This window comes from Pseudomonas sp. NGC7, from assembly GCF_047159675.1.
Classification (GTDB): Bacteria; Pseudomonadota; Gammaproteobacteria; order Pseudomonadales; family Pseudomonadaceae; genus Aquipseudomonas; species Aquipseudomonas kermanshahensis.
The window spans coordinates 4,906,667-4,919,993 of sequence record NZ_BAAFZY010000001.1 but is presented as its reverse complement, the minus strand read 5'-3'; the positions used below and the strand labels follow the sequence as shown (position 1 = coordinate 4,919,993).

At 62.8% G+C, this 13,327-nt stretch carries 12 protein-coding genes; 8 read left to right on the top strand and 4 right to left on the bottom strand.

The window, feature by feature from the left end:
- Positions 1 to 203 precede the first annotated feature (203 nt).
- The 3 genes from ACMCNM_RS21915 to ACMCNM_RS21905 are packed head-to-tail and all read right to left on the bottom strand — an operon-like array spanning position 204 to position 4,748.
- Entirely contained in the window at positions 204 to 1,607 is a 1,404-nt protein-coding gene (locus ACMCNM_RS21915; protein ID WP_412765397.1) for an efflux transporter outer membrane subunit, read from the bottom strand.
- Positions 1,608 to 1,610: 3 nt separating this feature from the next.
- Complete coding sequence (locus ACMCNM_RS21910; protein ID WP_027592895.1) at positions 1,611 to 3,575, bottom strand: MacB family efflux pump subunit; 1,965 nt, start codon at positions 3,573 to 3,575, stop codon at positions 1,611 to 1,613.
- On the bottom strand, positions 3,576 to 4,748 hold the full coding sequence (locus ACMCNM_RS21905) for an efflux RND transporter periplasmic adaptor subunit (protein WP_085272560.1): 1,173 nt from the start codon (positions 4,746 to 4,748) through the stop codon (positions 3,576 to 3,578).
- Positions 4,749 to 4,977: 229 nt separating this feature from the next.
- Between ACMCNM_RS21905 and ACMCNM_RS21900 the strand changes: the two genes are divergently transcribed.
- From ACMCNM_RS21900 to ACMCNM_RS21880, 5 genes are all read left to right on the top strand, one after another.
- Positions 4,978 to 5,454 carry a sigma-70 family RNA polymerase sigma factor gene (locus ACMCNM_RS21900; protein ID WP_027592893.1) on the top strand — a complete coding sequence of 159 codons (477 nt, stop codon included), beginning with the start codon at positions 4,978 to 4,980 and terminating at the stop codon, positions 5,452 to 5,454.
- Positions 5,455 to 5,623: 169 nt separating this feature from the next.
- The gene (locus tag ACMCNM_RS21895) at positions 5,624 to 6,103 is read left to right on the top strand and encodes a histidine kinase (protein WP_265967937.1); all 480 of its coding nucleotides are present in this window, start codon (positions 5,624 to 5,626) and stop codon (positions 6,101 to 6,103) included.
- 72 nt (positions 6,104 to 6,175) lie between these two features.
- Entirely contained in the window at positions 6,176 to 7,501 is a 1,326-nt protein-coding gene (locus tag ACMCNM_RS21890) for an MFS transporter (protein WP_099454840.1), read from the top strand.
- Between the two features lie 94 nt (positions 7,502 to 7,595).
- The gene (locus ACMCNM_RS21885; RefSeq protein ID WP_412765396.1) at positions 7,596 to 7,892 is read left to right on the top strand and encodes a type II toxin-antitoxin system MqsR family toxin; all 297 of its coding nucleotides are present in this window, start codon (positions 7,596 to 7,598) and stop codon (positions 7,890 to 7,892) included.
- Between the two features lie 2 nt (positions 7,893 to 7,894).
- On the top strand, positions 7,895 to 8,296 hold the full coding sequence (locus tag ACMCNM_RS21880; protein ID WP_027592889.1) for a type II toxin-antitoxin system MqsA family antitoxin: 402 nt from the start codon (positions 7,895 to 7,897) through the stop codon (positions 8,294 to 8,296).
- A 71-nt stretch (positions 8,297 to 8,367) separates the two neighbouring features.
- Here the strand turns inward: ACMCNM_RS21880 and ACMCNM_RS21875 are convergent, their stop codons facing one another.
- Positions 8,368 to 10,050 carry an electron transfer flavoprotein-ubiquinone oxidoreductase gene (locus tag ACMCNM_RS21875; RefSeq protein ID WP_412765395.1) on the bottom strand — a complete coding sequence of 561 codons (1,683 nt, stop codon included), beginning with the start codon at positions 10,048 to 10,050 and terminating at the stop codon, positions 8,368 to 8,370.
- A 538-nt stretch (positions 10,051 to 10,588) separates the two neighbouring features.
- On the opposite strand from ACMCNM_RS21875, the gene ACMCNM_RS21870 reads away from it, so the two are divergent.
- The 3 genes from ACMCNM_RS21870 (at position 10,589) to ACMCNM_RS21860 (ending at position 13,325) form a co-directional block, all read left to right on the top strand.
- On the top strand, positions 10,589 to 11,338 hold the full coding sequence (locus ACMCNM_RS21870) for an electron transfer flavoprotein subunit beta/FixA family protein (protein ID WP_027592887.1): 750 nt from the start codon (positions 10,589 to 10,591) through the stop codon (positions 11,336 to 11,338).
- Positions 11,339 to 12,268 (top strand): electron transfer flavoprotein subunit alpha/FixB family protein, encoded by a 930-nt coding sequence (locus tag ACMCNM_RS21865; protein ID WP_027592886.1) that lies wholly within the window; start codon positions 11,339 to 11,341, stop codon positions 12,266 to 12,268.
- A 235-nt stretch (positions 12,269 to 12,503) separates the two neighbouring features.
- The gene (locus ACMCNM_RS21860) at positions 12,504 to 13,325 is read left to right on the top strand and encodes a substrate-binding periplasmic protein (protein WP_186682524.1); all 822 of its coding nucleotides are present in this window, start codon (positions 12,504 to 12,506) and stop codon (positions 13,323 to 13,325) included.
- Positions 13,326 to 13,327: the final 2 nt, after the last annotated feature.

Here is a 13,327-nt window from a genome sequence, read left to right as displayed (position 1 = left end):
TTGTTCTCGGCCAATAACGCCTGTGACAGGCGCGCGCGAACGCCTTGTTTGTTCGACGCGATATCGCGCCATGCGCCAAGGCGGCCGCGCGCATTTGTCCCAGGAATAACTGGCCCGAAACAAACGTAGGAGCGAGCGTTGCTCGCGATGCGCCGCGCGGGCGGCGCTCGATCTCGAACCCGCAGCAAATCCATCGCCCTACACTACCGCTCAACCTTCCACCCACCCCCCAACGCCTTGTACAGCGCCACACTCCCTTGCAGCCGTGCCAAGCGCAGCTGCGCCTGCTGATCCTGGGCCAGGTACAGGGTGCGCTGGGTTTCAAGCACGCTGAGCAGGGTCTCGGCGCCCGCGCCATAGCGCTGCTGGGCCAGCTCGAAAGCCAGGCGCGCCTCCTGCACTTCCTCGTCCTGCCACCGGCGTTGGCGGTCCACGCCTTGAATCGCATTGAGCGCTTTCTCGACATCGGCGAAACCGGCCAGAATGCTGCCCCGGTAAGTCTCCAGCAACTCAGCTTGCTCGGCCTCGGCCAGGTCGCGAGAAGCGCGCAGCCGGCCGTTGTTGAAGATCGGCGCGACCAGCCCGGCGCTGAGGGTATAAAAAGAGCTGTCGAGCACATGAGCAAAGGTATTGGCGCCACTGCCCAGGTTGGCCCCTAGGGTCAGCTTGGGCAGCATCGCCGCCCTGGCCACCTGTACGTTGGCGCTGGCCGCTGCCAGCCGCGCTTCGGCGGCGGCAATGTCGGGGCGACGGGCCAGCAGTTCGCTGGGGACGCCGCTGCCAATGGACGGCCACTGCAGCGCATCGAACGCTTCACGGCTGGGCGGCAGGGCCTGCACCGGGTCGCCGAGCAGCGTCGCCAAGGTGACCCGGCTGTCTTGCCACTGCTGTTCGAGCAACGGTACTTGCCGCTCCTGGGCAGCCACCAGGCTGCGCTGTTGGGCCAGTTCCAGGCGTGTGGCCGAGCCGGTGCGCAGGCGGGCTTCGACCAGGCCCAGCACGTCACGTGCATTGCGCAGGTTGAGCCGGGCGATGTTCAGTTGCGCTTCCAGGGCCAGGCCTTGCAGGTAGCTGTCGGCCACGGCGCTGACCAAGGTCAGCTCGACCGTCTGCCGGTCGAAGCGGCTGGCATCGAGGCTGCGCAAGGCGCTGGCCCGTGCTGCGCGCAGGCCACCCCAGAAGTCGATCTCGTAGCTGGCGCTGAGTTTGAGGTCGAACGCGGTGCTGGTGCGTTCGCTGCTGCTGACGTCCAGTTGGTCGTTGCCTTCACCCTTCAACAGCCGCTGGCGGCTGCCATCCAGGCCCAGGTTCAGTTCGGGTAGCAATGGCGCGCCAGCGATGACGGCTTGGGCCTGGGCCTGGCGCACACGCGCCGTGGCGGCCGCGAGGTCATAAGCGTTGAGCCGGGCGCGCTCGACCAGGCGGTCCAGCTCGCTGCTGGCAAACGCGTGCCACCACTGTGCTGATGGCAGCTCGGTGGATGACGGCGCGGCCTCGCCTTGCCAGGCGTGCGGCGCGGCAATCCCGCTGTCAGGCGTGGGCGGCGTGCTGCAGGCGGCAAGGCTCAGGCACAAGGTCAATAGGCTGATACGGCTTGGCAAGGTCATGGATTATTCGCTGGTAAGGGCTTTGACCGGGTCGAGTCGGGCGGCTTTGCGGGCCGGCATGAAGCCGAACACGATGCCGGTGACGACAGCGCAGGCGAACGCGCCGAATATGGCAGGCAGGGCGAAGGCTACGGCAACCTCGGCCAGCATCAGGCCGCCGCCGATGGCCAGGGCCAGGACGATGCCGGCCACGCCGCCGACCATCGACAGCATCACGGCCTCGCTGAGAAACTGCCGCAGGATGTCGCGCTGGCGCGCGCCGGTGGCCATGCGGATGCCAATCTCACGCGTACGCTCGCGCACGGTCATGAGCATGATGTTCATCACCCCGATGCCACCCACCAACAACGAAATTGCCGCGATTGCGCCCAGCATCAGCGACAGGCTGTTCTGCGTGCGTGCCTCGGCCTGGATCAGTGCTGCGTCGTTGGTCAGCTCGAAATCCTGACGGCCCTGGTGACGCTGGCGCAGCAAGTGATCGATGGCCACTTCGGCTTCGTTGACCCGGGTGGAGTCGTGCGCGGCGACGGCGATGTAGTCTGGGTCGCGCTGGCCGAACAGGCGGATAGCCGCGGCGGAATAGGGCACCGCGATGCGCCCGTCGCTGTCCTGGTCGCCGGAACTGGCGCCTTTACCGGCGAGAATGCCGACGACCTGGAAAGGCACATTGCCGATCAGGATGTATTGCCCCAGCGGGTCGCGCCCAGGGTCGAGCATCTTTTCCCGCACCTTCTGGCCGATCACCGCCACAGGCGCGGCACTGGCTTCGTCGGCCTCGGTGTAAAAGGTGCCCTCGACCGCCGGCCAGTTGAAGATCTCCGGGAACCAGATGTTGTTGCCGCCGACATAAAACTGCTGGCTGTTGTTGCCGTGGCGCACCATCAGTTTGTCGCCGATCACCGGCATGACGTGCTTGACCTGGGGCAGCTCGCCGATGGCCGCGACGTCGTCGAGGGTGATGGTGCCGGCCTGTTCACCCAGCGTTGCCGGCTTGCCATTGAGGTAGAGCACGTTCGAGCCAAACGCCGCCATTTGCGCCATGACCTGGCGCTTGCTGCCTTCGCCGACGGCCAGCATGACCACCACTGAGGCTACCCCGATGACGATGCCGAGCAAGGTCAGGGCGGTGCGAAAACGGTTGACCCACATCACTCGCCAAGCGGCCTGCAAGGCTTCGACCAGCTCACCTTTCCAGGCCCCGCGCAGGGTGGCGCCGCGGCCCAGGCGCTGGCGCAGGTCGTCGGCCTGCAGCCCTTGGCGTGTGGGGGGCGGTGGCTGCTCGGCGGCCGAATCGCTGATGATCAGGCCATCGCGGATTTCAATGACCCGCTGCGCCCGCGCCGCCACGTCGCGGTCGTGGGTAATCAGGATGATCACATGGCCCTGGCTGGCCAGTTCGTCGAGCAGCGCCATGACTTCGGTGCCGCTGTGGCTGTCGAGCGCGCCGGTGGGTTCGTCGGCGAGGATGATGTGGCCACCGTTCATCAGTGCCCGGGCAATCGATACGCGTTGTTGCTGGCCGCCGGACAACTGGTGCGGACGGTTGCCCGTGCGGCTGGCCAGGCCCAGGCGGGTGAGCAGGGCGGTGGCGCGCGCGTGCCGCTCGCTGGCGGCGATACCGGCATAGATGGCCGGCATCTCGACGTTCTCCTGGGCCGAACCCGAGGGGATCAGGTGGTAGCCCTGGAAGACGAAGCCAAAGGCTTCACGGCGTAACCAGGCCAGTTCGTCGCTGTCCAGCTCGGCCACGTCCTTGCCCGCAAAGTGGTAGCTGCCAGCGGTTGGCCGGTCGAGGCAGCCGAGGATGTTCATCAGCGTCGATTTGCCGGAGCCGGAGGCGCCGACAATGGCGACGAACTCGCCGGGGTGGATGCTCAGGCTGATGCCTTGGAGGATGTCGACCTTGGGGGTATCGACGCCGCCGTAGGATTTACGGATGTCGATCAGTTCGATCAGGGGCGTAGTCATTCAACCTCCGCTGACGCTGGGGGCGCCGATCACCAGGCGCTCGCCTTCGCTGAGGCCGTCAAGTACCTGCACCCGCAGCCGGTCGCTCAGGCCGGTCTGGACCTGGCGCTGTTCCACTTCGCCTTTGCTGTTGAGTACCCGGGCGAGGCGCAAGCCATTGTTGTCGTCCAGTGCGGCAAGCGGCACGGTCAGCACTTGGCTGGCCTGGCCGGCGACAAAGAACACCTGCGTGGTCATCTCGGCCATCAGGGCGCCATCCGGGTTGTCGACATCCAGCAGCACGGTGTACTGCACCACCTGGCTGCCGGTGGTGCCATTGGTGGCGCTGGTCGGGCTGCCGCCGCCCTGGCTGCTCTGGTCCAGCGGTTTGGGCGGGATCGGTAGAATCTGCCGGACCGTGCTGGTCCAGCGGCGCTTGCCGCCGGCCAAGGTGGTGAAGTAAGCGGTCATGCCGGGCTTGACCTTGCCGATGTCGGCTTCCGACACCTGGGCCCAGACGGTCATTGGCGAAAGCCTGGCGATGCGCAGGATCAGAGGGGTCTGCTGTTGGGCATTGAGGGTCTGGCCTTCTCGGGCATCGACCGCTACCACGGTGCCGTCCATGGGTGCATAAATGCGCGTGTAGCCCAGTTCCGCCTCGTCGCTGCGCAGGTTGGCCTGGGCCTGACGAATCTGCGCCTGGAACATGTCGATGCGGGCCTGAGTCACCTTGAGCTGGGCAGCGGCCGTCTGCACGTCTTCGTCACGGGTCGCACCGGCGGCCGCCAGGTCACGCTGGCGCTTGAGCTGCTGCTGGGCCAGTTGAAACTGTGCACGTTGCTCGGCCAGTTGTGCCTTGAGGTTGTCGATCGAATAACGCCCGGCATCGAGCCTGGCTTGCTGGGTGGACGGGTCGATCTCTACCAGCAGTTGGCCTTTGCGTACCTGGTCACCGGCTTCAACGTGCAGCGTGTGGATCTGCCCGGAAGCCTGGGCGCCCACGTCGACGTAGCGCCGCGGCTGCAGGGTGCCCAGGGCAGTCACGCTGCTTTCGATATCGGCACGGGTGACGGCGACTGTGCTGATCGGCTGCGCGCCGAAGGGCAGGGTCTTCCAGGCCAGCAAACTGCCCAGGCTCAGCAGGGCCAAGCCACTGAGCAGTAGCCGACGGCGGGTGTGGGGTAAACGTCGCATGCAGACTTCCAGCCAGGAGTGAAGGCTACGCGCAGCGCAAGAAGCGGCGCGCACTGAGGTCCCAGATAGACGAAGGCTAGCGGGCGGGATTTAGCGTACAGGGCAGGAGGAAGTCGTGTTGCTGAGAATAATTATAATTTGTAAGATCGCACGTTGACATCACTTCGGTCCTGCACAGCTTTGTGAAATGGCTTTCAGAAAAAGCAGCAGGGCCCTCTCAGGTAACGTCGTGGAACATTACTATCGCGAACTGGTGGGCTTCCTTTCCGCGCGCCTGGGCAGTCGTCAGGCGGCCGAAGATGTTGCGCACGATGCTTATCTGCGGGTGCTGGAGCGCACCGATGCGGAACGGATCGAGCACCCGCGTGCCTTTCTGTACCGTACCGCGCTCAACCTGGTGGTCGACCGCCACCGGCGGCATCAGGTTCGCCAGGCCGAGCCACTGGAGGTGCTCGACAGCGACGAGCGCTGGCACAGCCCGGCACCCACCCATGACATGCAGCTCGATCAGCGCCTGGCGCTGATGCAGCGCGCCCTGGATGAACTGGGCAAGGTCTGCCGCGACTGCTTCCTGTTGCGCAAGCTCGATGGCCTGTCACATCAGCAGATTGCCGAGCACCTGGGGGTGTCTCGCAGCGTGGTGGAAAAGCACATCGTCAATGCCATGAAGCACTGCCGGGTGCGCATGCGCGAGTGGGAATCCTGAAAGTCTGGTGAAAGACGAATGAAAATTCCGTCAAGCATCGACTTGATTTCTGCGGGTTTCCCGACAACTATCTAGGTAGACCCCAGCCAGGCAAAGCTTTGGCGATTGCCGTTACTGGCGCAGTATGGTCAGGGAGTGTCCCTTATTACCTAACTGCCCAGGTCCGAAAATGGCAAACAAGACCCTGCGCATCCTCATCGCCGACGAGCACCCCAGCCAGCGCTTGCAGCTGGAAAAGTTGCTCAATGGCCTGGGCTATTACCGGATTGCGCCCGTGGACAGCTTCGAGGAGCTGCAACGCCTGGTGCAATCTGCCTTGCAGCCTTTTCATCTGTTGCTTGGCAACATCGAACTGGCCAGCCACGTCGGCGTCGACCTGGCGCGTTTCTGCCGGGTGAGCACGCAAATCCAGCACGCCCTGCTTTACCACTCCCAGCAGTTGCAAGTGCCTTCGGTGCCGCAAACCGAGCGCCAATCCGTGAGCGTGAGCCTGCCGCAAGCGCCCGATAACGAGGCACTGGAATCGTTCATGGCGATCATTGACGCGCCGCTTTTGGTCGGCAAGCTGCCCCTGCCAGCTGCCGTGCCCGCCAGCGCGCTGCGCCCACGCCCGCGGGCGAACTTCGCGCACACGGTCTTCAGCCGCTAGCGCCGATGCGGGCGGGGCAAGGGGGCAGCTATTTGCTATCCTCTTGCCCTTTGCCGATCTGCGGACTCTGCCATGACTGCCATCGATACCGCTCGCCCGCCACGGTTCAGCCGTGGCGACCACCGGACCTTGGGCCTGGCGGCACTGGGTGGCGCGCTGGAAATCTACGATTTCATCATCTTCGTGTTCTTCGCCCTGACCCTCAGCAAGCTATTTTTCCCGCCAGAAATGCCGGAATGGCTGCGCCTGCTGCAAAGCTTCGGGATCTTCGTCACCGGTTACCTGGCGCGGCCACTGGGCGGCATCCTGATGGCGCATTTCGCCGATCATCTGGGGCGCAAGCGGGTGTTCAGCCTGAGCATCCTGATGATGGCCCTGCCGTGCCTGCTGATCGGTGTGATGCCGACGTACGCCGACATCGGATACGCCGCGCCGTTGATTCTGCTGGCGCTGCGCATTCTGCAGGGGGCGGCGGTCGGCGGCGAGGTGCCCAGTGCCTGGACGTTCGTTGCCGAGCATGCGCCACCTGGGCGACGGGGCTATGCCCTGGGCTTCTTGCAGGCTGGGCTTACCTTCGGTTACTTGCTGGGCGCACTGACGGCCACGCTGCTGGCGCAGGTGTTCACCCCCGAAGAAATTCTCGACCATGCCTGGCGCTACCCCTTCCTGCTGGGTGGGGTGTTTGGCGTGATAGGCGTGTGGCTGCGGCGGTGGCTCAGCGAAACGCCCGTGTTCCTGGCCTTGCGCGAGCGCCAGGAGCAGCCGGTGGCGTTTCCGCTGCGGCGCGTGTTGGGCGAGCATCGCCGGGCGCTGATCCCAGCGGCGCTGCTGACCTGTGTGCTGACGTCGGCGGTGGTGGTGCTGGTGGTGATCACGCCGACGGTGATGCAACAGCGTTTTGGCATGACTGCCGGGCACACCTTTGCCCTCAGCAGTGCGGGTATTGTCTTCCTTAATATCGGTTGTGTACTGGCCGGCCTGCTGGTCGATCGCCTGGGCGCCTGGCGTGCCCTGATGATCTACAGCCTGCTGCTGCCGCTGGGCATCGGTGTGTTGTATGCAAGCCTGGTGGGCCAGTGGGGCGCAACCTGGCTGGCTTATGCCGTGGCAGGGCTGTGCTGTGGCGTGGTGGGCGTGGTGCCGTCGGTGATGGTCGGGCTGTTCCCTGCGCAGATCCGGGTGTCGGGCATTTCCTTCACCTATAACGTCGCCTATGCCCTGTGGGCCAGCACCACGCCGCTGGCGCTGATCGCCTTGATGCCTTGGAGCCCATGGGTGTGTGTCGGGTTTTGTCTGATCATGGGCATGGTGGGGCTGCTTACTGCCCTGTACTTCGGGCGTCGCGAGCCCTTGGCGTTTGCGGCGGAGCCCATGCCAATCATGTGCGGTGACAAATGAGCCAGTAGCGGCTGGCAGGTGGTGAGGCAGACTTCCGGGTGGGGGCTATTGGAATAACCTATTAGCCAAATTTAACCTGGAAGGTTAATTTCTCATGGAAAAGAGAACGCCTCACTGTCCGCTGCAGCGGATAAGGGCATTGGTCAGTGCTGGACGTATCAGCCCGACTACCGCCTCGTTGCGAGACGCCCAGGCACTGGGGATGGAATACCCGGATATGCTCGATGTCATCAATGGCTTGGAGCGCAGAGACTTTTACAAAAGCATGACCAGCTACGTTGATCATCGCGTTTGGCAGGATGTTTATCGTCCGCTTACGGTCAAGGCGTACGTGTACCTCAAACTGTCTGTGGTGGACGACGTTCTCATCGTGTCTTTCAAGGAGATGTAACCATGAGATGTCCAATCTGCGGCGGTGCGGAGCTTGCGCCCGACACTCAGGACATGCCCTATCGATACAAGGGTGAAGCGACCCTTATTCCGAATGTCAGTGGCGACTACTGTGCTGCCTGTGGTGAGGCAGTGCTGAGCCATGATGAAGCTTTGCGCATCAGTGACCTGATGTCGGCGTTCAATCGCCAGGTCAACGCTGCGGCGGTCGACCCGGGCTTCATCGTCTCAGTGCGCAAGAAATTCGATCTCGACCAGCGTGAAGCAGGGGAGATCTTCGGGGGTGGCGTGAATGCGTTCTCCCGTTACGAAAACGGTAAAACCAGGCCACCCGTGGCGTTGGTCAAGCTGTTCAAACTGCTGGATCGCCACCCGGAACTGTTCGAAGAAGTACGCACTGCCTGATGCGAGTAGGCAGCAAAAAGCCCCCGGCTCTGACGAGGCGGGGGCTTTTTAATGCCGCAAGGGCACGGGCCTTACATGTTCGGGTAGTTCGGCCCGCCGGCGCCTTCAGGGGTTACCCAGGTGATGTTCTGGGCGGGGTCCTTGATGTCGCAGGTCTTGCAGTGCACGCAGTTTTGCGCGTTGATCTGGAAGCGCTTGCTGCCGTCATCTTGGATGACCACTTCGTACACGCCGGCAGGGCAGTAACGCTGGGCCGGCTCGTCGTACAGCGGCAGGTTGCTGGCGATCGGAATGTTCGGGTCGGTCAGCTTCAGGTGGCAGGGTTGTTCCTCTTCATGGTTGGTGCTGGAGAGGAATACCGAGCTGAGCTTGTCGAAGCTGAGCTTGCCGTCCGGTTTCGGGTAGTCGATCTTTTTCGAGTCGGCCGCGAGCTTGAGGCAGGCGTAATCGGGCTTGGTGTCGTGCAGCGTGAAGGGCAGCTTGCCGGCGAACCAGTTCTGGTCGATGTAATTGAACGCACCACCCAGGATCGGCCCGAACTTGTGCAGCGCCGGGCCGAAGTTTCGGCTGGCGAACAGCTCTTCGTGCAGCCAGCTGGCCTTGAAAGCGTCGACATAGGTAGTGAGTGCGTCGCCGCCCTCGCTGCCTGCGATCAACGCATCGGCGACCGCTTCTGCGGCGAGCATGCCGGATTTCATTGCGGTGTGGCTGCCCTTGATCTTGGCGAAGTTCAGGGTGCCCAGGTCGCAGCCGATCAATGCGCCGCCGTTGAATACCATCTTCGGCAACGAGTTGAGGCCGCCTTTGCAGATGGCGCGGGCGCCGTAGCTGATGCGCTTGCCGCCTTCGAGGTACTGCTTCATCACCGGGTGGTGCTTGAGACGCTGGAACTCATCGAACGGCGACAGGTAGGCATTGCTGTAGGACAGGTCGACAATCAGGCCTACCACCACCTGGTTGTTTTCCAGGTGATACAGGAACGAACCACCGGTGTTTTCGGCGCTCATCACGTCCAGCGGCCAGCCTGCGGTGTGCACCACCAGGCCCTGCTCGTGCTTGCTTGGGTCGATTTCCCAGATTTCTTTGAGACCGATGCCGTAGTGCTGGACGTCGGACTCGCTGTCGAGGTTGAAGCGCTTGATCAGCTGCTTGCCGATATGGCCGCGGCAACCTTCGGCGAACAGCGTGTACTTGGCGCGCAGTTCCATGCCAGGGGTGTACAGGCCGTCTTTCGGGTTGCCTTCGCGGTCGACACCCAGGTCGCCGGTGACGATGCCGCGTACCACGCCGTTTTCATCGAACAGCGCTTCCTGGGCAGCGAAGCCTGGGTAGATTTCAACGCCCAGGTTTTCGGCCTGCTGGGCCAGCCAGCGGCACAGGTTGCCCAGGGAGATGATGTAGTTGCCGTGGTTGTGCATGGTCTTGGGCACGAACAGGTCGGGGACCTTGGTCGAGCTGCCAGCGTCCTTCAGCACATAGATATCGTCACGCTTGACCTCGGTGTTCAGCGGCGCGCCGAGTGCCTTCCAGTCAGGGAACAGTTCGTTCAGTGCGCGCGGCTCGAACACCGCGCCGGAGAGGATGTGCGCACCGACTTCGGAGCCTTTTTCGACCACGCAGACGCTGATCTCGCTACCGGCTTCGGCGGCCTTCTGCTTCAGGCGGCAGGCGGCGGACAGCCCCGCCGGGCCGGCGCCGACGATGACCACGTCGAATTCCATGTATTCGCGTTCCACTGGTTCTCTCCTACTCATCAAGGCTCGTGCTGTTGCTTTGTCTTATGGGTGTGGGGTGATCATGCGCACCGCGCTTCACGGGAGCGGAGCTGTAGCAGCGCAGAGGATGGACTACACCGTTTTGTCTTGGCCGCGCATTATATCTACACCACTTGGCGGGTCCAATACAAACGTTTGTTTGAATTTGCCGCAGGCCAGTAAAATCACAGGCGTACGGCTGGAGGGTGACCGATTTGCCGTATTGACCGGATTGGGTGTTGCGGTCAAGATACGAGCGGTTTTACGTTCGCCGTAGGCTTACCGCCGGGCGCAGGTACACCTCTAAAGACCAGGTGTGGAGTAAGGCTTTCGGGCCAATTCACGGTATGTAGTGGAGTTTACACGCCACCACAGAAAATGACCCGCGGGTATTTGCCGCAAGCGTCGCGACAAGACTGCTCGGTCACCTTGAAGTTTGCTTCTCCCGGTACGTTTTTAGAGGTGCCCTTGTACCCACGCGCATCGCCGGGCATGTCCCCAGGCGACTTTCTATTCACCGGAGAGTAACGAGGAATCCATGAAGGTTCTTGTAGCTGTCAAACGAGTGGTCGACTACAACGTCAAGGTTCGCGTCAAAGCGGACAACTCCGGCGTCGACCTTGCAAACGTCAAGATGTCCATGAACCCCTTCTGCGAAATCGCCGTTGAGGAAGCCGTACGCCTGAAAGAGAAGGGCGTTGCGACCGAGATCGTCGTCGTTTCCGTCGGCCCGACCACTGCCCAGGAGCAGCTGCGTACTGCGCTGGCACTGGGTGCCGATCGTGCCATTCTGGTCGAAGCCGCTGATGAGCTGAATTCGCTGGCCGTGGCCAAGGCGCTGAAAGCCGTTGTCGACAAAGAGCAGCCACAGCTGGTCATTCTCGGCAAGCAGGCCATCGACAGCGACAACAACCAGACCGGCCAGATGCTGGCTGCGCTGACCGGCTACGCCCAAGGCACCTTCGCCTCCAAGGTTGAAGTCGCTGGCGACAAGCTGAACGTCACCCGTGAAATCGATGGCGGCTTGCAGACCGTATCGCTGAGCCTGCCAGCGATCGTCACCACCGACCTGCGCCTGAACGAGCCGCGCTACGCGTCGCTGCCGAACATCATGAAGGCCAAGAAGAAGCCGCTGGAGACCGTTACGCCAGACGCGCTGGGCGTATCGCTCGCTTCCACCAACAAGACCCTGAAAGTCGAAGCGCCGGCTGCACGCAGCGCAGGTATCAAGGTCAAGTCGGTGGCCGAACTGGTCGAGAAGCTGAAGAACGAAGCGAAGGTAATCTAAATGACTATCCTGGTTGTCGCTGAATACGAGAACGGTGCTGTAGCCCCGTCCACCCTGAACACTGTCGCCGCAGCCGCCAAGATCGGTGGTGATGTGCACGTGCTGGTCGCTGGCCAGAACGTCGGCGGCGTTGCCGAATCTGCTGCCAAGATCGCGGGTGTTGCCAAGGTACTGGTTGCTGACAACGCAGCCTACGCCCACGTCCTGCCAGAAAACGTCGCGCCGCTGATCGTCGAGCTGGCAAAGGGTTACAGCCACGTGCTGGCCCCGGCCACCACCAACGGCAAGAACATCTTGCCGCGCGTCGCCGCACTGCTGGACGTCGACCAGATCTCCGAGATCATCTCGGTTGAATCGGCCGACACCTTCAAGCGCCCGATCTATGCCGGCAACGCCATTGCCACCGTGCAATCGAGCGCTGCGGTCAAGGTCATCACCGTGCGTACCACTGGTTTCGACGCCGTTGCTGCCGAAGGCGGTTCCGCTGCTGTCGAAACTGTTGGCGCTGCGCACAACGCCGGTATCTCCACCTTCGTCGGCGAAGAGCTGGCCAAGTCTGATCGCCCAGAGCTGACCGCTGCCAAGATCGTCGTTTCCGGCGGCCGTGGCATGGGCAACGGTGACAACTTCAAGCACCTGTACAGCCTGGCTGACAAGCTCGGCGCCGCCGTCGGTGCCTCGCGCGCCGCGGTCGACGCAGGCTTTGTGCCAAACGACATGCAGGTCGGCCAGACCGGCAAAATCGTCGCACCGCAGCTGTACATCGCCGTCGGTATCTCCGGCGCGATTCAACACCTGGCCGGCATGAAAGACTCCAAAGTGATCGTTGCGATCAACAAGGACGAAGAAGCGCCGATCTTCCAGGTGGCCGACTACGGCCTGGTCGCTGACCTGTTCGAAGCGGTTCCGGAGCTGGAAAAGCTGGTCTGATCCGCCTGCTTCACTTATAAAGAAGCCCGGCCCTCGTACTGAGGGCCGGGTTTTTTTATGGCCTTTTCCGATGCAGTGCTTGTCGCGGTTCCTGTAGGAGCAGCCTTGTGCTGCGAAGAGGCAGTCACAGCCACAAAAATTGGTTGGTCATGCCGGCCCTTTCGCCGCACAAGGCTGCTCCTACAGGTGCGGCGTGTACCTGATGGGCCGGGCCAAGCAATACAAGGAGTGAGCAATGGTGCTGCGTAAAGCAGGCGGTGTACTGGCATGCATGGCGGCGATGCTGGCGCCCGTCGCGATGGCGGCAGGCAAGTGCGAACGTTTGGTCGCGACCGGCAGCCCCGATGCGCCCCCGTATTCCTGGCAGGACCCGAAAGACCCCAAGCACCTGATCGGCGCCAATGTCGACCTGTTGCAGCAGGTGGCCAGTGAGCTGGGTGTGAAGGTGGACGTGCTGAGTGCAGGGCGACGCGATCAGGCGCTGGAAGAAGTGCGCAGTGGGCGAATGGACCTGCTGCTCGATACGCCCCTGCAGGTCGGCCAGCTGACCGCACTGGACTACATCCACCCGCCGTTGCAGTTGAACGAATACCTGGTCTGGACGCGGCATGACGCCGAGCTGGCCTTCGAGGGCCCGGCAGACCTGGCCAAGTACCAGGGCAGTTTGTCTGAGCGCGCGCGTCTCACGCCGGCCTTTGAAGCGTTCGCCAAAGCCCATCTGAAGTTGCAGCCTGCGCAAAACCTGACCCAGGCATTCCAGAAACTGGTGCTGGGGCAGGTGGACTATGTGCTCGCCGGGCGCTACTCCGGCATGGCCATGACCCAGAGCCTGGGCATGAGCAACGACCTGATTGCCCGCGGCCTGCCAGTCGATCGCCCAGGGCTGTACCTGGCCGTGTCGCACAACTCGGCGTGCAATGACAGCTGGTTGCGTGGGCAACTGGCGAAAAAACTGACAGAATTGCCGATCTCCGGTGCGTCCGAGGCTGTGCTGCAACGAAATGTCGAGCGCTGGAAGGCGCAGATGCAGGTGCCGCTGGACGCCCCCAAACATTAGGA

What these genes read in the sequence shown, in the direction of transcription:
- ACMCNM_RS21915 (WP_412765397.1), bottom strand. Translation starts at nt 1,607, where the DNA reads ATGACCTTGCCAAGCCGTATCAGCCTATTGACCTTGTGCCTGAGCCTT.
- ACMCNM_RS21910 (WP_027592895.1), bottom strand. Translation starts at nt 3,575, where the DNA reads ATGACTACGCCCCTGATCGAACTGATCGACATCCGTAAATCCTACGGC.
- ACMCNM_RS21905 (WP_085272560.1), bottom strand. Translation starts at nt 4,748, where the DNA reads ATGCGACGTTTACCCCACACCCGCCGTCGGCTACTGCTCAGTGGCTTG.
- ACMCNM_RS21895 (WP_265967937.1), top strand. Translation starts at nt 5,624, where the DNA reads ATGGCAAACAAGACCCTGCGCATCCTCATCGCCGACGAGCACCCCAGC.
- ACMCNM_RS21890 (WP_099454840.1), top strand. Translation starts at nt 6,176, where the DNA reads ATGACTGCCATCGATACCGCTCGCCCGCCACGGTTCAGCCGTGGCGAC.
- ACMCNM_RS21885 (WP_412765396.1), top strand. Translation starts at nt 7,596, where the DNA reads ATGGAAAAGAGAACGCCTCACTGTCCGCTGCAGCGGATAAGGGCATTG.
- ACMCNM_RS21880 (WP_027592889.1), top strand. Translation starts at nt 7,895, where the DNA reads ATGAGATGTCCAATCTGCGGCGGTGCGGAGCTTGCGCCCGACACTCAG.
- ACMCNM_RS21875 (WP_412765395.1), bottom strand. Translation starts at nt 10,050, where the DNA reads ATGAGTAGGAGAGAACCAGTGGAACGCGAATACATGGAATTCGACGTG.
- ACMCNM_RS21870 (WP_027592887.1), top strand. Translation starts at nt 10,589, where the DNA reads ATGAAGGTTCTTGTAGCTGTCAAACGAGTGGTCGACTACAACGTCAAG.
- ACMCNM_RS21865 (WP_027592886.1), top strand. Translation starts at nt 11,339, where the DNA reads ATGACTATCCTGGTTGTCGCTGAATACGAGAACGGTGCTGTAGCCCCG.
- ACMCNM_RS21860 (WP_186682524.1), top strand. Translation starts at nt 12,504, where the DNA reads ATGGTGCTGCGTAAAGCAGGCGGTGTACTGGCATGCATGGCGGCGATG.